Source organism: Nocardia lijiangensis NBRC 108240 (assembly GCF_001613045.1).
Lineage (GTDB): Bacteria > Actinomycetota > Actinomycetes > Mycobacteriales > Mycobacteriaceae > Nocardia > Nocardia lijiangensis.
Genome location: NZ_BDBP01000024.1, coordinates 71,850 through 90,030 on the forward strand (window position 1 = coordinate 71,850; position 18,181 = coordinate 90,030).

The 18,181-nt window shown below is 67.9% G+C and carries 19 protein-coding genes; 11 read left to right on the forward strand and 8 right to left on the reverse strand.

The window, feature by feature from the left end; all coding sequences use genetic code 11:
• Window positions 1–49: 49 nt before the first annotated feature.
• The gene (locus NL1_RS09860; RefSeq protein ID WP_067836782.1) at window positions 50–1,486 is read right to left on the reverse strand and encodes a CYTH and CHAD domain-containing protein; all 1,437 of its coding nucleotides are present in this window, start codon (window positions 1,484–1,486) and stop codon (window positions 50–52) included.
• A 429-nt stretch (window positions 1,487–1,915) separates the two neighbouring features.
• Here NL1_RS09860 and NL1_RS09865 point away from each other — a divergent pair, with 429 nt between their 5' ends.
• Window positions 1,916–2,317: a hypothetical protein gene (locus NL1_RS09865; RefSeq protein WP_067836908.1), complete on the forward strand. Its 402-nt coding sequence runs from the start codon at window positions 1,916–1,918 to the stop codon at window positions 2,315–2,317.
• Here NL1_RS09865 and NL1_RS09870 read toward each other — a convergent pair.
• Together NL1_RS09870 and NL1_RS09875 are read right to left on the reverse strand one after the other, a co-directional pair.
• Complete coding sequence (locus NL1_RS09870; protein WP_067836911.1) at window positions 2,314–3,735, reverse strand: amino acid permease; 1,422 nt, start codon at window positions 3,733–3,735, stop codon at window positions 2,314–2,316. The genes NL1_RS09865 and NL1_RS09870 overlap by 4 nt on opposite strands.
• A gap of 175 nt (window positions 3,736–3,910) precedes the next feature.
• Window positions 3,911–5,056, reverse strand: a complete 1,146-nt coding sequence (locus tag NL1_RS09875; RefSeq protein ID WP_067836785.1) for an LLM class flavin-dependent oxidoreductase — start codon at window positions 5,054–5,056, stop codon at window positions 3,911–3,913.
• Window positions 5,057–5,274: 218 nt separating this feature from the next.
• Here NL1_RS09875 and NL1_RS09880 point away from each other — a divergent pair, with 218 nt between their 5' ends.
• Window positions 5,275–6,774 carry a flavin-containing monooxygenase gene (locus NL1_RS09880; protein WP_067836787.1) on the forward strand — a complete coding sequence of 500 codons (1,500 nt, stop codon included), beginning with the start codon at window positions 5,275–5,277 and terminating at the stop codon, window positions 6,772–6,774.
• A 54-nt stretch (window positions 6,775–6,828) separates the two neighbouring features.
• Here NL1_RS09880 and NL1_RS09885 read toward each other — a convergent pair whose 3' ends face one another.
• Window positions 6,829–7,452, reverse strand: coding sequence for a TetR/AcrR family transcriptional regulator (locus tag NL1_RS09885; protein WP_162272702.1), 624 nt, complete (start codon window positions 7,450–7,452; stop codon window positions 6,829–6,831).
• Window positions 7,453–7,481: 29 nt separating this feature from the next.
• On the opposite strand from NL1_RS09885, the gene NL1_RS09890 reads away from it, so the two are divergent.
• The gene (locus NL1_RS09890) at window positions 7,482–10,700 is read left to right on the forward strand and encodes an acetyl-CoA carboxylase family protein (protein WP_067836789.1); all 3,219 of its coding nucleotides are present in this window, start codon (window positions 7,482–7,484) and stop codon (window positions 10,698–10,700) included.
• Between the two features lie 12 nt (window positions 10,701–10,712).
• Here the strand turns inward: NL1_RS09890 and NL1_RS09895 are convergent, their stop codons facing one another.
• Together NL1_RS09895 and NL1_RS09900 are read right to left on the reverse strand one after the other, a co-directional pair.
• Window positions 10,713–11,564: a CPBP family intramembrane glutamic endopeptidase gene (locus NL1_RS09895; RefSeq protein WP_084510442.1), complete on the reverse strand. Its 852-nt coding sequence runs from the start codon at window positions 11,562–11,564 to the stop codon at window positions 10,713–10,715.
• Between the two features lie 419 nt (window positions 11,565–11,983).
• The gene (locus tag NL1_RS09900) at window positions 11,984–12,442 is read right to left on the reverse strand and encodes a MarR family winged helix-turn-helix transcriptional regulator (protein ID WP_067836790.1); all 459 of its coding nucleotides are present in this window, start codon (window positions 12,440–12,442) and stop codon (window positions 11,984–11,986) included.
• 63 nt (window positions 12,443–12,505) lie between these two features.
• On the opposite strand from NL1_RS09900, the gene NL1_RS09905 reads away from it, so the two are divergent.
• From NL1_RS09905 to NL1_RS37440, 5 genes are all read left to right on the forward strand, one after another.
• The gene (locus NL1_RS09905) at window positions 12,506–12,874 is read left to right on the forward strand and encodes a VOC family protein (protein WP_067836792.1); all 369 of its coding nucleotides are present in this window, start codon (window positions 12,506–12,508) and stop codon (window positions 12,872–12,874) included.
• Between the two features lie 375 nt (window positions 12,875–13,249).
• Window positions 13,250–13,774 (forward strand): hypothetical protein, encoded by a 525-nt coding sequence (locus tag NL1_RS09915; RefSeq protein WP_156094771.1) that lies wholly within the window; start codon window positions 13,250–13,252, stop codon window positions 13,772–13,774.
• A gap of 219 nt (window positions 13,775–13,993) precedes the next feature.
• Complete coding sequence (locus tag NL1_RS37435) at window positions 13,994–14,137, forward strand: hypothetical protein (protein WP_156094772.1); 144 nt, start codon at window positions 13,994–13,996, stop codon at window positions 14,135–14,137.
• A 139-nt stretch (window positions 14,138–14,276) separates the two neighbouring features.
• The gene (locus tag NL1_RS40485; protein WP_507763274.1) at window positions 14,277–14,336 is read left to right on the forward strand and encodes a hypothetical protein; all 60 of its coding nucleotides are present in this window, start codon (window positions 14,277–14,279) and stop codon (window positions 14,334–14,336) included.
• 108 nt (window positions 14,337–14,444) lie between these two features.
• Window positions 14,445–14,699: a hypothetical protein gene (locus NL1_RS37440; protein WP_156094773.1), complete on the forward strand. Its 255-nt coding sequence runs from the start codon at window positions 14,445–14,447 to the stop codon at window positions 14,697–14,699.
• Window positions 14,700–14,791: 92 nt separating this feature from the next.
• On the opposite strand, the gene NL1_RS09920 is transcribed toward NL1_RS37440, so the two are convergent.
• A complete protein-coding gene (locus tag NL1_RS09920; RefSeq protein WP_067836800.1) occupies window positions 14,792–15,358 on the reverse strand; it encodes a hypothetical protein in 567 nt (188 codons plus the stop codon).
• A gap of 397 nt (window positions 15,359–15,755) precedes the next feature.
• Here NL1_RS09920 and NL1_RS09925 point away from each other — a divergent pair, with 397 nt between their 5' ends.
• The 3 genes from NL1_RS09925 to NL1_RS09935 all read left to right on the forward strand — a co-directional run bounded on the left by NL1_RS09925 (window position 15,756) and on the right by NL1_RS09935 (window position 17,427).
• Window positions 15,756–16,406 carry a pentapeptide repeat-containing protein gene (locus tag NL1_RS09925; RefSeq protein WP_067836802.1) on the forward strand — a complete coding sequence of 217 codons (651 nt, stop codon included), beginning with the start codon at window positions 15,756–15,758 and terminating at the stop codon, window positions 16,404–16,406.
• Window positions 16,407–16,410: 4 nt separating this feature from the next.
• Entirely contained in the window at window positions 16,411–16,893 is a 483-nt protein-coding gene (locus NL1_RS09930; protein ID WP_067836805.1) for an NUDIX hydrolase, read from the forward strand.
• Window positions 16,894–17,007: 114 nt separating this feature from the next.
• On the forward strand, window positions 17,008–17,427 hold the full coding sequence (locus tag NL1_RS09935) for a hypothetical protein (RefSeq protein ID WP_156094774.1): 420 nt from the start codon (window positions 17,008–17,010) through the stop codon (window positions 17,425–17,427).
• A 454-nt stretch (window positions 17,428–17,881) separates the two neighbouring features.
• Here NL1_RS09935 and NL1_RS09940 read toward each other — a convergent pair whose 3' ends face one another.
• Window positions 17,882–18,178 (reverse strand): hypothetical protein, encoded by a 297-nt coding sequence (locus NL1_RS09940; protein WP_156094775.1) that lies wholly within the window; start codon window positions 18,176–18,178, stop codon window positions 17,882–17,884.
• Window positions 18,179–18,181 lie beyond the last annotated feature (3 nt).

Here is an 18,181-nt window from a genome sequence, read left to right on the forward strand (position 1 = left end):
CAGCCCGATTCGGGCGCAGCCTCGGCGACCGCCCACCGCGTGACGGCTCCTATCCGGCTGCGGCAATCGCGGCGACACGCTCCAGGGCCCGGTCGGCCGCATGCATCTCGTTCGCGTACAGCAAGCCGTAGGTGAAGCCGTTCTCGCCGGGCTCCGTACCCGCGGATACCGCAGTGCGCCACAGGAACTCGGACGACACTCGGCCGTCGTTGTAGTCGCCGAGCACGCGCTGCAACGTCTTGTAGTACGCGATCTTCGACTTCGCGCGTCCGGACTTGCGCACCGGTTTGTGTAGTTCGGCGGCGTAGCGGGCGCGTTTGGCGGCCTTGCGGGCGCGGTGGAATGACTCGGCTCGCTGGTTCTGCAGTGCGGTCGTGAGCCTTCGATCGGCTTTGAGCGCGGCTTTGTGTGCCCGTGTCACGAGGTCGCGACGGCGGATCCGTCCGCCGAACGGCGGCGCCGATCGCCATGCCTGCAGGGTCGCGAGCAGTTGCAGATAGCGGGGCGTATTCATGGCCTCGGCGAGTGCGTCGCGGCTCGGAAGTTGCCGCTCCAGCAGCGTCGTTTCGATTCGCGCCGCGACCGGGCCCAGAACGAGCTGGGGCGGTAGTTCCTTGATCCGGTCGGCTAGGCGGCGACGCTGGACGTCGCAATCGCGCACTTCGCCGAGCAGCCCGGCAAACCATTTCAGCTCGTTCTCGACGTCACCGACGGCGGGGCGGTCTAGCAACTTGCCGAATACGCGGAGTGTGCTGCGCAGTCGCCGCGCCGCGACACGGGTGTCGTGGATCGGATCCCGGCCTCGCCGTAGCTCCACGTCACCGGTGAAGATGAGATCGATCTGTGTGGTCATGTAATCGCGTATCGCGCGTTGTGCCGCGCGGTCGCTGCCGGCGGGTCCGGACCATTCGGGCAATGCACGAGACAGTTTGGAGGGATATTCCGCCGTCCGTGCGCCCGCCTCGGTGAGGCTGTCCACCAGCGCCGCCGGGACTTCGTCGGTCTGCGGGCCGAGCTCGATCTCGACCTCGCGCCACGCGAGGATATCCGCGGATTCGTCCGCCGGTGTCGCTCGAACGGTGTCGTCATCGATCTCGACGATCAGTTCATCGCCGGGGCCGAGAATGCGATGGCGGTTGCGCAGTGTGTGAATCTCCGTCACCGCGTGCAGTTGCTTTCCCAGGGAGACGCCGGTGACGACCGCGATGAGTTCGTCCGGCAAATTCTCCGACAGCGGGGCGAGCAATTCGAGGCGACCGCGCGCGTGCGGGACCTTCAGCTGCCAGCCGGATTCGTCCTCACCCTCACGGCGGCGCAATGTGACATTGTGCGCGAGCAGGTCGCGCTCGGCGGTATCGAAATAAGTGCTGGTCAGCTCGACCGAGGTTTCCTCGACCCGGCTGTCGGGCATGAAGTCGCCGAGCGCGGGAAGGGTGAAGACCTGGTCGACCTCCCATTTGCTTTCACGTTCCAGTTGGTCCTTCACCCGTACAGCGTTCCCGGCCCACGGCAGGCGAAACGCGCAGCCGTTGGACGTGGTTACCAGGTAGCTGATAGCGGTGATTCACGGCCGAATACGAAGTGGTGCGGGCGGCGTTCGCGGCGAACTTTCGCCGAGCAGGGCGATGTCGGCGCGGCGGTGTGCGTGTACCGGGACGGGCGGCCGGTCGTTGATCCGTGGAGCGGGCTCGCTGATCCGGAGACCGATCGGACCTGGGAGCGGGACACGATCCTCCGGTGGCTCGTATCCGAATTCGATTGGAAATCGGTGTGATTCACGTGGAACTCTGGTTGCACTCGATGCCGGGACGGGGAAAGCCGTCGCGCGACAGCGGATCTGCGTGGAGTGCAGAACGGCACCGCGTGTGCTTCGGCCCCGCTGCGCGCACAGAAGATCACTGGCACTGTGGATGCCATGACCCTCGGTTCCGACACCAAGATCCTGTCCATCGGCCTGCATCCGAGCCACATCGACTACAGCAAGCACGCAGGCTTGGACGAGGCCGAGCTCACCGCGCGCGTCGAGGCGGGGACGGCGATGCTGCGTGATTCGGGCTTCGACGTCGTGTCGTGCTCGCTTCCCGCCGATCCCGACGCGGCCGAAGAACTCCTCGAGGGCAGGCTGGCGGAGGCGACCTACGGGCTGGCGGTGATCGGCGGCGGCGTCCGGATGCTGCCGGAGCAGACCTTGCTTTTCGAGCGCGTCGTGAACGTGCTGACCGCGGCGGCACCCGGCATCAGGCTCTGCTTCAACACGTCCCCGGAAACGACGGTCGACGCATTGCTGCGCTGGGTGCAGCCAGCGGGGCGCGGCTAGCCTCCCGGGGTTACGGGAACGCGGGCCGCAGGCGCGGCGAATGTCGAATGCCTGCGTCCGTAGCCGAGGTACACCGCAACGCCGACCGCGACCCAGACCGCGAACCGCACCCAGGTCAGCTCGTCGAGGGTGAACGCCATCAGCGCGCACCCGAGCAGCGCGAGGATCGGCACCAGCGGCACGAGCGGGGTCCGGAACGGGCGCTCACGGTTCGGCTCGAGCTTGCGCAGCACCAGCACCCCGACGCACACCACCGCGAACGCCGAGAGCGCGCCGATGTTCACCAGCTCGACCACGATGTCGATGGGCAGCAGTCCGGCGATGGCGGCGCAGCCCACCCCGAGCACCAGCGTCAGCCGCACCGGCGTCGAGCGCTTGCCGGTGGCCGCCAGCCGGCGGGGGAGCAGACCGTCGCGGCACATCGCGAAGCTCAGCCGCACCTGGGCGTAGACGATGAGCAGCAGGCCCTTGGTGAGCGCGATGACGGAGGCGACGATGATGACGGTGCCGATCCAGCCGATGTTCAGCGCGCCGAACGCGGTGGCAATCGGGGCGCCGTTGTTCAGGGTCGGGAACGGGACGACGCCGGTGAGCACGGCGCTGACGAGCGCGTAGAGCACGGTCGCGACGAGCACGGTGCCGATGATGGCGAAGGGCACGTCGCGCCGGGGGTTGCGTGCCTCCTCCGCGGAGGCGGCGACCACATCGAAGCCGAGGAAGGCGAAGAACGCGATCGCCGCGCCGCCGAGGATGCCGCCCCAGCCGAACGGGGCGAACGGGACCCAGTTGCCCGGGTCGATGTGCGGTGCGCCGACGGCGATCACCAGCACCAGCACGCCGATGGTCACCGCGACGAGCGCCTTGGTGATGCGCGCGGTCAGCGTCACCTCGCCGACCAGCACGGCGACGATCGCGGCGATGATCAGCACCGCGGGCAGGTTCACCACACCCCCCTCGCCCGGGCCCGCGGTGATGGCGTGCGGGAGCGTGATGCCGAACATCGAGTCCAGTGCCGACACCGTGGTGCCGGACCAGCCGATCGCCACGGCCGCGCCCGCGATGACGAATTCCAGCAGCAGATTCCATCCGACCAGGAACGCGGGTCCTTCGCCGAGGGTGGCGTAGGTGTAGGTGTACGCGCTGCCCGAGACCGGGACCATCGCGGCGAGTTCGCTGTAGCACAGCGCGACGAGCACGCAGACCAGTCCGGCCAGTACGAAGGACAGCACGATGGACGGGCCCGCCTTCTCCGCGGCCGCCACGCCGGTGATCACGAAGATGCCCGCTCCGACGATGGTGCCCACGCCCATGGCGGTCAGGTCGATCCGCCCGAGGCTGCGTTTGAGCGAGGTGTCCGCGCCGGACAGGCTCGCATCGGGCGTACGGCGGCGCCACCGTTGTTCAGCTGCGCTGGTCATCGACTTCCTCTCGGGGCCGCGGTTCACCCGCCCCAGAAAACGAGATATGGATCCTCGGCTCCGCCTTCGTGGGCCCGAGCCGAGGATCCATTCTCGTGGGTGCCGCGGCGCTGTCGATAACCGGGGGTTTGCAGTCGCTGCTTTCCCGCAGCGAGCGCACCCGGGCCGCGGGTGCTCAGCTGGACGACGAGGCCGCGAACGGAGTGCCGACGCGGACCGGCGCGTTGCGGTCCGGATGCCGCCACAGACCCTTGCGCTCCAGGATCGGCAGCACCCCCTCACCGAACCAGTACGCCTCCTCCAGGTGCGGGTAGCCGGAGAGGATGAAGTGGGTGATGCCGAGGCGCGAGTATTCGATCAACCGCTCGGCGACCTCCTCGTGCGAGCCGACGAGCGCAGTGCCCGCACCGCCGCGCACCAGTCCGACACCCGCCCACAGGTTCGGCGCGATCTCCAGCCGCTCGGTGCTGCCGCCGTGCAGCTCGAGCATCCGGCGCTGCCCCTCGGACTCGCTGCGGGCGAGGTTCGCTTGCACCCGTTCGATATCGGCGGGATCGATGCCCTGCAGCAGCCGCTCGGCCTCGGCCCATGCCTGTTCTGAGGTGTCGCGGCTGATGACGTGGACGCGCAGGCCGTAGTCGAGGACGCGGCCGTGGTCGACGGCGAGGCGGCGGATCCACTCCAGCTTCCTGCTCACCGCGAGCAGCGGCTCGCCCCAGGTGAGGTAGGTGTCGGCGTAGCGGGCGGCCACCGGCCCGGCGGCTTCCGACGAGCCGCCGAAGAACACCGGGGGAATCGGGTCGGGCCGGTTGCTCAGCAGCGCCTCGCGGACCCGGATGTGCTCGCCCTCGAAGGTGACCGGCTCGGCCGAACGCCACAGCTCGCGCACGACGTGCAGGAATTCGCCGGTGCGGGCATAGCGCTGCTCCTTGTCCAGGAAATCGCCGTAGGCGTGCTGCTCGTGCGGTTCGCCTCCGGTCACCACGTTGAGCAGCAGCCGGCCGCGCGAGTGGCGCTGGAAGGTGCCCGCCATCTGCGCGGCGAGGGTCGGGCTGACCAGGCCGGGCCGGAAGGCGACCAGGAACTTCAGCGTCTCGGTGGTCTCCACCAGCATCGCGGTGGTGAGCCAGGCGTCCTCGCACCAGGCGCCGGTCGGGGTCAGCACCGCCTCGAAGCCGTTGTCCTCGGCCGCGGCGCCGATCTGATTCAGGTAGCGCAGCGAGGCCGGGCGGTCGCCGGACATGAAGGTGCCGTGGCCGCCCGCGATCAGACCGCGCGAATCACCGTAGGTGGGCAGGAACCAGTGGAACGACAAACTCATGCTTGCGTCACTTCCTTCGGAGCGGGGGAGTCGTGGGCATGCCGCAGTGGTTCATCCTCCCGACGGCGCGTCCGAGGGTCACGGTTTGCGACCATCGTGGTTTTTATCGCCGATCGGCCGATTCGCGTTATAGACGTTACTTTGAATAACATGTACTATCGAACACCACGCCCGGACGACGCGGCCCGGGCGCGCGACCAGACGAAACGAGTACCTCAATGACGCGGCATGTCGACGTACTGATCATCGGCGCTGGCCTGTCCGGAATCGGCATGGCCTGCCACCTCACCCGCGAGCAGACCGGACGCAGCTACGCGATCCTGGAGCGACGCAGCGCCATCGGCGGGACCTGGGATCTGTTCAAGTACCCGGGCATTCGCTCCGATTCGGACATGTACACCTTCGGCTATGGCTTCCGCCCGTGGCACGGCACGAAGGTGCTCGCCGACGGACCGCACATCCGCCAGTACATCGAGGAGACGGCCGCCGAGTACGGCGTCACCGAGCACATCCGGTTCGGCCGCAAGGTGACCGTCGCGCGCTGGTCCAGCGAGACCGAACTGTGGACCGTGACCGCGATCGACGAGCAGACCGGCGCCACCGAGGAGTGGACGAGCAACTTCCTGGTCGGCTGCACCGGCTACTACGACTACGACAACGGCTTCCGCCCCGAGTTCCCCGGCGAGGAGAACTTCCGCGGGCAGATCGTGCACCCGCAGCACTGGCCCGAGGACCTGGACTACCGCGGCAAGCGCGTGGTCGTCATCGGCAGCGGCGCCACCGCGATCACGCTCATCCCCGCCATGAGCGAGGACGCCGCGCACGTGACCATGCTGCAGCGCTCGCCCACCTACATCACCGCGCTGCCCGCGAACGACCCGGTCGCGGTCGGCATGAAATCGGCCAAGGTGCCCGCCAAGCTGGCCTACCGGATCGGCCGCGCGCGCAATATCGCCTTGCAGCGCGCCAGTTTCCAGCTTTCCCGCACCAACCCGGCGGCGGCCAAGAAGCTGCTGCTCGCCGCGGTCCGGCTGCAGGTCGGCTCGGATCTGGACATGCGCCATTTCACGCCGAGCTACAACCCGTGGGACCAGCGCCTGTGCGTGGTGCCCAACGGCGACCTGTTCAAGGTGCTGCGCAGCGGCAAGGCCTCGATCGCCACCGATCGCATCGAGACCTTCACCGAGACCGGCATCCGGCTGGCCTCCGGCGAGGAGCTCGAGGCCGACATCGTCATCAGCGCGACCGGCCTGTCCGTGCAGATGCTCGGCGGCGCGTCGCTCGAGATCGACGGCGAGCCGGTGGTGACCCGCGACCGCGTGGTCTACAAGGGCGCCCTGCTCGACGGCGTGCCCAACGCCATGATGGTGCTCGGCTACACCAATGCCTCGTGGACGCTGAAGGCCGATCTGGCCGCCGAGTACTTCTGCCGCCTGCTCAACCACCTGAAGTCCAAGGGCCTCAGCAAGTTCGTCGCGGTGGCCGAGGAGGGCGACCGCGGGGCCGACTCGGTGATGGGCGGCGCGCTGACCTCGGGCTACATCAAGCGCGGCGACGCGGTGATGCCGCGCCAGGGCACCAACGGCCCGTGGCAGGTGATCAACAACTACTTCCGGGACCGCGCTCTGCTGCGCAAGGCGCCGCTCGAGGATGGTGTGCTGCACTTCAGCGGAGCCGCCGACCGGCCCACCGCAGTGCTCGAGAGCCGCAGCGCCTGATCCACCGCGACAGCGATCTTCAGCCCGCCGGCAATTCGGCGGGCTGAAGTCGTTTCACGGGCGAACTCCCGTCATGCCGAGCAAGGTCTCGGCGATGGTGTAGACGCCGCGCAGATAGCCGTCCCACGCCGTCGCGTCCGCATCGCGACGTTCCAGTGCGCCGCGGGCCAGCGCATAGCCGATCGTCTCGGCGACGACGCGCGGCTCGGCGACCGGTGAGATCGCCGCGGCCTGCCGTTGACGCTCGATCCACCGGGCGAAACGGCGGATCGGGCGTTCGGCGATCTCGGTCGCGAGCCCGGCGAGGGCCGGATCGATGACGCCGCGCTCATCGATCATCCACAGCAGCGGACCGGCGTCGCGGGCCGCGACCGCGAAGGCGTCGATGGTGGCGCGCAACGTCTTTCGTGGATCGTCGCCGATCAGACCTGGCTCCTGCGCGGCGAGGAAGCCGTCGCGCACCCGGACGGCCAGCGCGTGGAAGATCTCCTCTTTCGAGGCGAAGTACACGTACAGCGTGGCGCGGGCGACGCCCGCCTCCGCGGTGATGGCCGCGACGGTGGTCTCGGCGTAGCCGCGCGCGGTGAAGACCCGGGCGGCGGCGTCGAGCAGGTCACGGTGGCGGTCGGTGTGCGAGCGTTCGCGCGCCGCGCGGACCGACCAGGCGGAGGAGGTCACGAGACCCATGGTCATTGACGTTGACGTCAATGTCAACGACACTGGGCGGCATGCACGTCGTCGTGGCGAATAGAGGAGAAATCGCGGTTCGCGTCCTGCGGACAGCGCGCGAACGGGGATACCGGACGCTCGCGGTGTACACCGCGGACGAACGCGAGGCCATGCACGTCCGCCTCGCCGACGACGCCGTGGAGCTGTCGGGACACGGCGCCGCCGCCTACCTCGACGTGCCGGGCATCATCGCCGCGGCGCGGAAGGCGGAGGACGGCGCGCTGGTCCATCCCGGATACGGATTCCTCAGCGAGAGCGCGGATTTGGCGGCCGCGTGCGGCGCGGCGGAACTCGTGTTCGTCGGTCCGGCGCCGGAGGTGTTGCGGACCTTCGGCGACAAGACCGCCGCGCGCGCCGCGGCCGAACGCGCCGGCGTGCGCGTACTGCCTGCCACGCCCGCGGGGTCCGGCGTGGACGAGATCGCCGAGTTGCTGGCCCGCTATCCGGAGGGCGTCATGGTCAAGGCCGCGGCCGGTGGCGGGGGGCGCGGCATGCGCGTAGTGCGCGACCCCGGCGAGCTGGCCGCCGCCTACGAGTACTGCAGGGCCGAGGCGCGCGCGGGGTTCGGCGACGACGCCGTCTACGCCGAAGCGCTCGTGCCCGCGGCCAGGCACATCGAGGTGCAGGTCGTCGCGGACGGCGCCGCCGCGGTGGCGCTCGGCGATCGCGATTGCAGCGTGCAGCGCCGCCACCAGAAGCTGATCGAGATCGCGCCCGCGCCCGGACTCGACGCCGCCGTGCGCGAACAACTGCACGCCGACGCCGTCGCACTCGCCGAATCGGTGCGCTGTCGCGGCGTGATCACCGTCGAATTCCTCGTCAGCGGCACGCACTACTGGTTCCTCGAGGTGAATCCGCGACTCCAGGTGGAGCACACCGTGACCGAGGAGGTCATAGGAGCCGACCTCGTCGCGGTTCAGTTCGACCTGGCGTGCGGCGCCTCGCTCGCCGAGCTCGACCTACCCGATCCCGCGCCGCGCGGCTGCGCGATCCAGGCTCGGGTGAACGCCGAAATCGTCACGGCCGGTGGCGAAGTGCTGCCTTCCTCCGGTACCGTCACGCGGTTCGCCGCACCGACCGGCGTCGGTGTGCGGGTCGATACCGCCCTGTACGCGGGAATGCGGCACGGCGTGCACTTCGATTCGCTGCTGGCGAAGGTGGTCGCGCGGGCCGGGTCCTATCCGGCCGCGCTGCGGCGGTGCGCGGACGCGCTGGCCGAGACCGTTGTCGCCGGCGTGGACACCAACACGACCGTGCTGCGCGCGGTGCTCGACGAGCTCGCCGACGGCCGCACGGTGACCACCTCGTGGTTCGAGCAGCACGCCGCCGAGTTCGCCTCGCGCGCAGCGGATCTCGCCACCGCAATCCCGGCGGTCGAAACCGTGCCCGAGCAGCAGGCCGCGCGAGTGCCCGACCCGCTGCTCGACGGCGAGACCGCGCTGTCGGCGCCGATGGGCGGCACGGTCGTGAGCCTGGTCGAAGCGGGCGCGGTGGTTCCCGCGGGCGGCGAGGTGGCCGTACTGGAAGCCATGAAGATGCAGCACGTGTTGCGCGCGGAACAACCGCTGCGGGTGCTGCGGCACATCGTCGCACCCGGCGACACGGTCGACCCGCACGCCGCGCTGCTGATCTGGGCCGCGAGCGAGCACGACGGTGAAACCGCCGACGTCGCCGCCGTCGATCTCGAGGCGATCCGCGCCGACCTCGCCGAGGTCCACCAGCGGCACCGCGTCGGCCTGGACGCCGCCCGGCCCGAGGCCGTCGCCAAACGGCACCGGCTCGGCAGGCGCACCGCCCGCGAGAACCTCGCCGACCTGGTCGACGCGGACAGCTTCCTCGAATACGGAGCGCTCGCGGTCGCCGCCCAGCGGCTGCGCCGCAGCCCCGAGGACCTCATCGCCAACACCCCGGCGGACGGCCTGATCACCGGCGTGGCGACGGTCAACGCCGACCGCTTCGGCGCGGACGCGGCCCGCGCGGTCGTCCTCTCCTACGACTACACGGTGCTGGCGGGCACTCAGGGCATGCGCAACCACGCCAAGACCGACCGCATGCTGGAACTGGCTCGCGAACAACGACTTCCGGTGCTGTTCTTCACCGAAGGCGGCGGCGGGCGCCCCGGCGACACCGACTACCCGGGCATCTCGGGTCTGGACGTCACCACCTTCCGCGCCATGGGCGCGTTGTCCGGCCGGGTGCCGCTGATCGGCATCGTTTCCGGCCGCTGCTTCGCGGGCAACGCCGCCCTGCTCGGCATGTGCGATGTCGTGATCGCCACGCCCGACGCCAACATCGGTATGGGCGGGCCCGCCATGATCGAAGGCGGCGGGCTCGGCGTCTACGCGCCGGAGGACATCGGGCCGATCGAGGTCCAGCGCCGCAATGGCGTGGTGCATCTGGTCGCGGCCGACGAAGCGGAAGCCGTTGCCCTGGCGCGCCGCTACCTGAGCTACTTCCAAGGCGACGAAACCGGCTGGACGGCACCCGATCCCCGGCTGGCGCGCCACGTGGTGCCCGAGAACCGCTTGCGCGCCTTCGACATTCGCGCCGCGATCGCCGCGATCGCCGACGTCGATTCGGTGCTGGAGCTGCGCAGAGACTGGGGCGTCGGCATCGTCACCGCCCTGGTGCGCGTCGAGGGACGCCCCTTCGGCCTGATCGCCAACGACTGTCACCACCTCGGCGGCGCCATCGACGCGCCCGCCGCGGACAAGCTGGCCATGTTCCTCCGGCTCTGCGACGCGCACGAGCTGCCGATCGTGTCGCTCTGCGACACACCCGGTTTCATGGTCGGACCGGAGGCCGAGACACATGCGACGGTCACCAAGTTCAGTCGCCTGTTCATCGACGCCGCCGCGCTGTCGGTGCCGTGGGGCACGGTGATCCTGCGCAAGGGGTACGGCCTCGGGGCGCAGGCGATGGCCGCGGGCTCGTTCCGCGCGCCGCGCTTCGTGGTCGCCTGGCCGACCGGCGAGATCGGCGGCATGGGCCTGGAAGGCGCGGTGCGGCTCGGCTTCGCCAAGGAACTGGCCGCTATCGAGGACCCGGGCGAGCGGCAGACGGCTTTCGACAACCTCGTGCAACTCGCCTACGCCAACGGCAAGGCGCTCACCGCCGCAACCGTGCTGGAGCTCGACGACGTCATCGATCCCGTCGACACGCGCCGCTGGCTGAGCACGCTGCGCACCATCGACTGAACTAACTGCTGATCAACGGGCGGCCCGACGCAGCAGGACGGCGGTGGGCACCAGGCAGACCAGCAGCGCGAACAGGCTGGCCTCCGGCCCGAATGCGCCGCCGGTCAGCAGGGAGGACCCGGACAGTGTGGTGTGCAGCAGGCCGTGGGACGCGGTGCCCGAGCCGGACACCGTGACACCGAAGACACCGGCCTGGATGAAGTTCCAGCCGAAGTGCAGGCCGATCGGCAGCCACAGTGAGCGGGTCGCGACGTAGGCGGCGGCGGTCAGGGTTCCGCCGGTCACGGCGATCGAGAGCGTGCCAAGTAGCGTGGCGTCGACATTGACCAGGTGTGCCGCGCCGAACAGCAGCGCGGACACGACCAGCGCCACCACGGTGCCGGTACGTTCCTCCAAGATGCGGAACACGATCCCGCGGAACAGGGTCTCCTCGGCGACCGCAACGGCAGCCATCGCGCCAGCGGTCGCGAGGAACCCGCCGACCGAGCCCCAGGACAGGCCCTGCCAGCCACCGAACGCCGCGATGAGCAGCATCACCGCGGTGAACAGGCCGGACCCCAGCAACATCCCACGCCACAACCAGGACCACGTGCCCGCGGTCGCGAGTTCGGGGACGCTCGGGCGCGACTCGACGGTTCGCGACAGCCAGCGGTAGCCGACCACCCCGGCGCCGGCCAGACCGATCCCCACCGGCAGCGCGAGCGCCGGGACGGGCGCGACGAGCCGGTCGATCCCGGCGAACGCCGCGATCACGCCGAGCAACACCAGCACCAGGACGGGGAACCGGAACCTGCGCAACCGGCGCCGGCCGGTGGACAGTTCAGCGTGTGAGAGCGCGCTGCCCGCACGATCTATGGGTCTCATGATTCCGATCCCTGTCTGCTGGAGGTTTTTGCAATGGCCACGAACGGCGCAGCCGACAGTAGGCAGCCGGAGCCCACCGTGACATCACGCTGGAGGGGGCGATAGCGGTAGCTCTGGCGGGGGACGACGACGGTGCCGGATAGCTTCAGAGGTGCACAGGGTGTCATCGAGTCACTCGGACCAGAACCGCTCGCTGTCTTCGAACCGCCGATGTCAGTCGTCCTCGTCGGGGTGTCCGGGTCGCTGTCGGCAAATCACGCAAATCGACAGCCACGCCAACACAACTCCATCACCCTGCCCCGCAGAACTGCTCAGCGCCGGATTCCGTTCAGCTGGACCCCAACCCCCAAGACGAACTCGCCCAGATCGATTCCACTCTCCAACGCACCACGGCAGCAACGGGACTCGGAATGCCCATGCTATGCACCGTCGTTGCCATCGCGCAGGGAATGGATCATGCTCCGCAGGATCCGGAACGCGTTCGACTGCTCGGTCTCGGTCAGGTCGGCCAGCATTCTGACCTCGACGGACCGGACCGCTACGGTCGCCTTCTCGAGGCTCCGTCGGCCGCGAGGCGTCAGCCGCGTGGGAAGAACCTTCCCGACGGGTGCCTCCGCGGGCCTGGTCACGTAGCCGTCTCGTTCCAGGGCCTGGAGCAGCACGTTCATCGTCTGCCGGGTCACGAACGCGCCCCGCGCGAGCTCGGAGTTCGACAAGCCCGGTCGTTGAGCCAGCAGCTCGAGGCAGGAGTAGTGCGTCACGCTCATCCCGAGCGGCCGCAGCACCTCCTCCATGGCTACGCGCAGGGCGCTCGACGCCTCTTTCAGCAGGTAGCCCAGTGACGTCTCCAGGTCGACGCCGACACCGTCTTGACTCATGTCAGTATTCTGACATAAATTGGCCCGTGTCAGAAAGCTGACACGACGAAAAGGAGCATCATCATGCCCGCCACCGGCCCCGACTTCATCTCGCTCCAAGCGCGCGACCTCGCCGCTTCGCAGGCGTTCTACGAGCAGTACCTCGGCCTCGTCCGCTCGCAGACCGGACCTGCGCACGCCGTCGTCTTCGAGACGAAGCCGATCGCGTTCGCACTCCGCGACGTCGTTCCTGGCACCGATCTCGCATCCGCTGCTCAGCCCGGCATCGGTGCTGCGATCTGGCTCCACGCCACAGACGTCCAGGCCATTCACGATGCTCTCGTCGCCGACGGTCACACCATCGTCACCGCACCGATCGACGGTCCCTTCGGTCGGACATTCACCTTCGCCGACCCCGACGGCTACCAGATCACTCTCCACGACCGCGCCTGACAGGCCGAACACCACCCGACGATCACCGGCCCCGCAGACCGCGGCTACGCCCGAGACTCGAGAATCCGGGCGACGTTTGTTTACCCCCCGGGGGTGATACCTATACCGACCAGCGGCGGCCACCTCGCCCGTAACGAGTGCGTACTCCAGTGCGCCGCTGGCGGTATCCCGACCGACGTGGCTCCGACGGCGGCCTCGATCCCGAGGTTCACCATGCCGAAGTCATCTCCCTCGAGGGCGACAGCTACCGGCTCGAGGACCGCGACCTCGGCGAGTCCCTGCAGCCAAAACCAACGACTGAACAGGCCGCGCGGTCTCGGGGCATGACCAGCGCTGCGTGTGGCTGTGTCGGGGAACCCAGCTAGGTTCCCGGGCATGACATCTGTGTTCTCCTGGGTCGCGGTGCGCGGTCGGTCACCGCAGGCCGTTCTCGGCGACTTGGGATTGATCGACACCGGCGTTGCGCATTCAGCGGGCAGTTCCCGCTTGGCCGGCGAGGCACTGCCGGACGGCTGGTATGTCGTAGTGGATTACGACGTCGACCCGGAGGGATACATCAGCGACACCCAGACGCTGGGACAGCTTTCGCAGCAGGCTGATGTCGTGGCCTGCTACCAGTCGTCATACGGGCCCGACAGCGCCGCGTCGCAATGGATGAACGGCCGTCAGGTATGGATCGTGACTCATTCCTGCGACAGCGGCGCGATACGCGACCACCTTGCATACGAAGGCAACCTCCCCGAGGTCTTCACCGAGATCCTCGACGACGCCCGAGCCGACTACACAGCATCCGACGCAGAACAGTGCCTCTATCAGGTCCCGGTGGGCCTCGCAGCCGAGATCACCGGTTTCCGCGAGGACGACATCTTGGACCTCACCGAACTCGTCTGGGCCGACTGAGAATCCGCGCCACGAGGCAAACAAGGCACCCGGCACGACGGAGCGGTTGCGGCGCGACTGTGGGGTCAGTTTCCGAGCGGAAGCAAAGGGTCAAGACTCGGGATCAGGCACAATTTTCGTGATACTGGCGGTCGGGTTTGCTCAGTTGCTCAACAGGATTCGCTTCCGGAGTACCGGTTTTGCTCGGCCGAATATCTGGCGTTTGATCATCTTGATCCGTTGACGTGTCCCTCGACCGGTCCGCTGCTCGAGGGGCAGCGTCAAACCCGCAGTGACAGCGTCGAAGTCGCGGCCCAGGCCGCGGCCATCAGCCGCTACCGAGACCAACTCCTGCCCACCTCCCGCGCACCCGACGTCGTCTGAGTCCGCGAATCCCTCCGTGCTCGCTTGCGCGCCGCCGTCCTCAAATCTCGAGACCCGGCCATCCTCGGCTGGTGGATAGCCTCCGTAGACGGCCGCGACGTGGGCGGCCTATCTTGCTTCGCTGGAACGAGATTCGTCGCTGTACGCACAGGTGCGAGCCCAACTCGCCGTACTGGACCGGGATCTGACCGGTCGATGAGGAAGGGGCCGCGGTCGATGATCGTCGAGTCGCCCCTGGAATCGGCGGGTGTTGCCATGCTGCGGGCGCTGATAGAAAGGTGTGAGATCCCGCAACGGAAGGAACCCAATGGGGCGAACAATTCCCGCGACTGCCGCGCCGGTGCGCCGCACCCTGGTTGTAGCGCTGATTGCCGCGGCGATCGGGGCGCCGAGCGCGGTGACGGCGACTGCCGAGGCGCCGCCGACTCGGGATGACGGCTTTTGCATCGATGAGAAGACGCGCGTGCGCAACGGGTTGCGCGTCAGTGACCCCAGTTGCATTCATGACCACGGCCGCTTCCACAATCACGAGCGCTTCCATATTCCGCCGACTCATTCTTGAACCCGGCTACCTCCCGAAGGTTGGGGCTTCATGACCACAGACGCGCACGCGGTGCTAGGTCAGGTGCCCGTGCGTCGCGGCCACCTCGGCAGTCACTTCGAAGCCGAGCCGCCGGTAGAACCGTAGGTTGCGCTCATCCGAGGTTTCCAGAAACGCAGGGACATCGGCCTGCTCGGTGGCTTGGGTGGCGGGGCCGGGATGTGCGCAAGGGCGCGGAAGGGCTGCAGGTAGTTGCGCACCATCTTCTCGCTGCCCCTATAGCCGTGTGCCCTGATCTCCTCGAATTGCTGAGTTGTGTTGGTGCAGCCCTCGTTCCGCCGTCGATGCAGGTCGGGTTTGTATGCCTCGAGCGGGCTGATGCGGTATCCGGTGCGGTTGTGGACCAGCAGCTCATCGGCCGATTCAGCGCGGGCGAAGCGGCGCGCGGTGCCGCGAGCCAGCCCGAGCTCGCGGCTGATCGCGCGGATCGTCGTGCCCTCAGCCAGCAGTGCGTGGACCTGGGCCCACCGCTGTCGAGTGCGCACCGCCGTGCGATCCTGCCGTTGGTCGGGCGCGACAGGCCCGCAATGTATTTCGGCGGCGATCTCGGTGATGTCGGGCCGGTTCTGTGGCTCGGGATCGGCGGTCGCGGCGGCCAGGTCGGCGCGGTGACGTGCCACGGTGCGCTCGACCGCTTCGCCGAGGTTGTGCCAGATATGCCATCGTCGGCTTCGGGTACGCCTCAGCCCGGTAACGCTGCCGCCAGCTCGGCACAGAGCGCATCGAGTCCGGATGCAGGGATTCGAGGCGCGTCCGGACAATCGGCGTTGTGCCACGGTACATCTCGTGCGGTGTCGGACGGTCGGGTGAAGACGTGCTGGTGGGCACCGGCCGCGCTCAGGCCCGCCACTCTGACGCTCGGCAAGGCCTTCGCCGTCGCGGCACCGAGCAGACATGGTCACTCTGTCACACAGCAGACGGCGAGTGCGCTTGCATAGTGCAGAGAAGCTGACGCCGGTTGTCGGTGGGCGCTGATAGACAAGACCGGCCGTTGTCGATCAGAGAGGGAGGTGGGGCGTGGGACGTGAGCTGGCGGATCTGCCGTTCGCGCGGTACCTGACGCCGATCGAGGAGGAGCCTGCGCGCGAGGGCGATTACGACTGCGTCCACGTCGACGATCGACAGCTCGACCACGTGGCGGCCGAGCACGTGCGCTTCGCCGAGTCCGCGTTGAGCTCGCTCACGGTCACCCGTGGCAGCTTTCGATACGGGCGGTTCACCGACGTCTGGTTGCGCGCTGTTGCCTGGATCGGCACGGACCTCTCCGACACCAGCTGGCAAGACACCGAATTCGTCGAAGGCGCGCTCTCCGGCGTGGATGCGGGCGGCGCCGTGCTGCGTCGCGTCAGGTTCGAGGGCTGCAAATTCGACTCGGTCAATTTCCGCCGCGCGAAGCTGCGCGAGGTCACCTTCGCCGACTGCGTGCTGCGGCACACCGATTTCAGCGACGCGGATCTCACCACGGTGAGCTTTCCCGGATCGACACTGACGGACCTCTCGCTCAACAAGACCAGAATGCGCAAGGTCGACCTGCGCGGCGCCACACGAATCGGCGTCGCCGACGGACTCGACGGCCTACGCGGCGCAATCATCACACCACTGCAATTGATGGACCTGGCCCCGAGTTTCGCCAGCGCTCTCGGCATCGCGGTCGCCGACGACCGGTAGGCTCGTGGGCGAATTGGTGGAGCGCGTCGACGAGCACGATCGTGTTCTCGATATTGTCGACCGAGACAAGGCCATTCGGGCCCGATGGTTGCATCGAGTGGCGACGGTTGTGTGCCGTGATGACGCAGGGCGGATCTTCGTGCATCGGCGACCGGAGGACAGTACGCGGTTCCCCGGCTACTACAACTGGCTGATCGGCGGCGCGGTGGCTGTCGGCGAGTCCTATGAGGACGCAGCCCGTCGCGAACTGACCGAAGAGCTTCGAGCCAGTGGCCGGATACGGTTTGTCCTGAAGTTCCTCTGCCAAGGGGCGATCGCCCCGTATTGGCTGGGTCTTCACGAGGCCGTCATCGACCGGGCCGTTGCTCCTGACCCATCGGAGATCGGCTGGTATGACTGGCTGCCGGAGACCGATCTACGGAAAGCTCTGCGGCAGTGGGCCTTTGTGCCCGACAGCATCGAAGCCTTCGCGAAGTACCACGGGTAGTCGGTGAGCTCGCCGATGTGATGCCGGCCTGCGGCAATGGCGAGGTAGGCTGTGGCGGCCATGAAGAGTCGCGATGAGGTCGAGTACCGAATCGATCAGGTGTTCGCGGGCTCGATGCCGCTCACCGAGGACGAACTTGCACCGCCGAGCATCGATGCGCCGTACGTCATCGCGCATTTTCACGGCCGCTCGCGGGCGGATATCGATCGCTCGAGCTTTCTGCCCAGTCTGCACATGGAAGACTTCACGTACATGACCGCGCAGGCCGTCGAGTACTACCTCCCGGCGGTGCTGAAGCTTATGTTGATCCAGCCGTACGACTTCGAGCTCTGGATCTTTCTCAGCAGCTTTCTCCGCAGTGCGCGACGCGACGACGAGACGACCCTGCGCGGCCTCCGCCCCGCACACCACGCGGCGATCGCGGACTGGCTCGAGTTCCTGTCCCGCGAGATCGACGAGATGATCGGATTCGATCGCAAGGACGCCGCGAAACTGGCGCGGCTCTATCGGCAGCTCGCGAACGCCGCGACGTAGTCAGATACTCGCGCGCCGTGTTCGGCGGATGGTCGTTTCCGAAGCTTGTCGACTCGCCTGCTCGCAAACCATGTGGACGCTCGGATTGCAGCCGATCGCCTTCACGCTGATAGCGTTCCTGACGCAACCTTTGAGCCGAGTCGATTGTGGGGGCAACACTTCTCGGGTTGTCAGCCAACCCCGGCAGTGGTTGGGGTGTTCTCTGCGAGAGGAGTTTCATGCTGAAGAGGATCGTCGGTGGCCTGTTGATCGCAGGGCCGATGCTGTTGTGCGGTACGGCCGTTGCCCAGGCTGAGGACCTCGAGCCTGCGCCCGACTGCGTCGAGTACAGCTCGAATCAGGGGACTATTTCGGCTGTCACCCATTGCGTCGGGGGCCTCTACCTCGAGTCGGACATCGACCAGTGCAAGTACCTGGGTAGGAGCCAAACTTGGGCGACGATCGACGGTAGACTTTACCTCTGCTCACCGACCGAACCCAGCACAACGCCGTCAACAGGGTCGATATGATCGGCTCCGGCATATCCCGTGGTGCGGGCCACGTCGTGGAACTGCGGATCCTTCGAAACCGCTTGTAACAGCAGGGTATTGATGTGCACCAAAGCTGATTGCAGCAGCAACGCCGCCTCGGGCTCCTCCTGCTCACCGGTGTTCACGATCGCCCGGATTCCCATGTTCGTCCGAGCGCGAACAGATCCAGCAGCAGCCGTTTGCGCAAGGGTGTCGCGGTCGATGACCTCCCGCGACGCCACCGA

Excerpts from the sequence above, each read along its gene's own strand:
- NL1_RS09865 (WP_067836908.1), top strand. The coding sequence starts at position 1,916 with ATGACCCTCGGTTCCGACACCAAGATCCTGTCCATCGGCCTGCATCCG.
- NL1_RS09870 (WP_067836911.1), bottom strand. The coding sequence starts at position 3,735 with ATGACCAGCGCAGCTGAACAACGGTGGCGCCGCCGTACGCCCGATGCG.
- NL1_RS09875 (WP_067836785.1), bottom strand. The coding sequence starts at position 5,056 with ATGAGTTTGTCGTTCCACTGGTTCCTGCCCACCTACGGTGATTCGCGC.
- NL1_RS09880 (WP_067836787.1), top strand. The coding sequence starts at position 5,275 with ATGACGCGGCATGTCGACGTACTGATCATCGGCGCTGGCCTGTCCGGA.
- NL1_RS09890 (WP_067836789.1), top strand. The coding sequence starts at position 7,482 with ATGTCAACGACACTGGGCGGCATGCACGTCGTCGTGGCGAATAGAGGA.
- NL1_RS09895 (WP_084510442.1), bottom strand. The coding sequence starts at position 11,564 with ATGAGACCCATAGATCGTGCGGGCAGCGCGCTCTCACACGCTGAACTG.
- NL1_RS09900 (WP_067836790.1), bottom strand. The coding sequence starts at position 12,442 with ATGAGTCAAGACGGTGTCGGCGTCGACCTGGAGACGTCACTGGGCTAC.
- NL1_RS09905 (WP_067836792.1), top strand. The coding sequence starts at position 12,506 with ATGCCCGCCACCGGCCCCGACTTCATCTCGCTCCAAGCGCGCGACCTC.
- NL1_RS09915 (WP_156094771.1), top strand. The coding sequence starts at position 13,250 with ATGACATCTGTGTTCTCCTGGGTCGCGGTGCGCGGTCGGTCACCGCAG.
- NL1_RS37440 (WP_156094773.1), top strand. The coding sequence starts at position 14,445 with ATGGGGCGAACAATTCCCGCGACTGCCGCGCCGGTGCGCCGCACCCTG.
- NL1_RS09935 (WP_156094774.1), top strand. The coding sequence starts at position 17,008 with ATGCCGCTCACCGAGGACGAACTTGCACCGCCGAGCATCGATGCGCCG.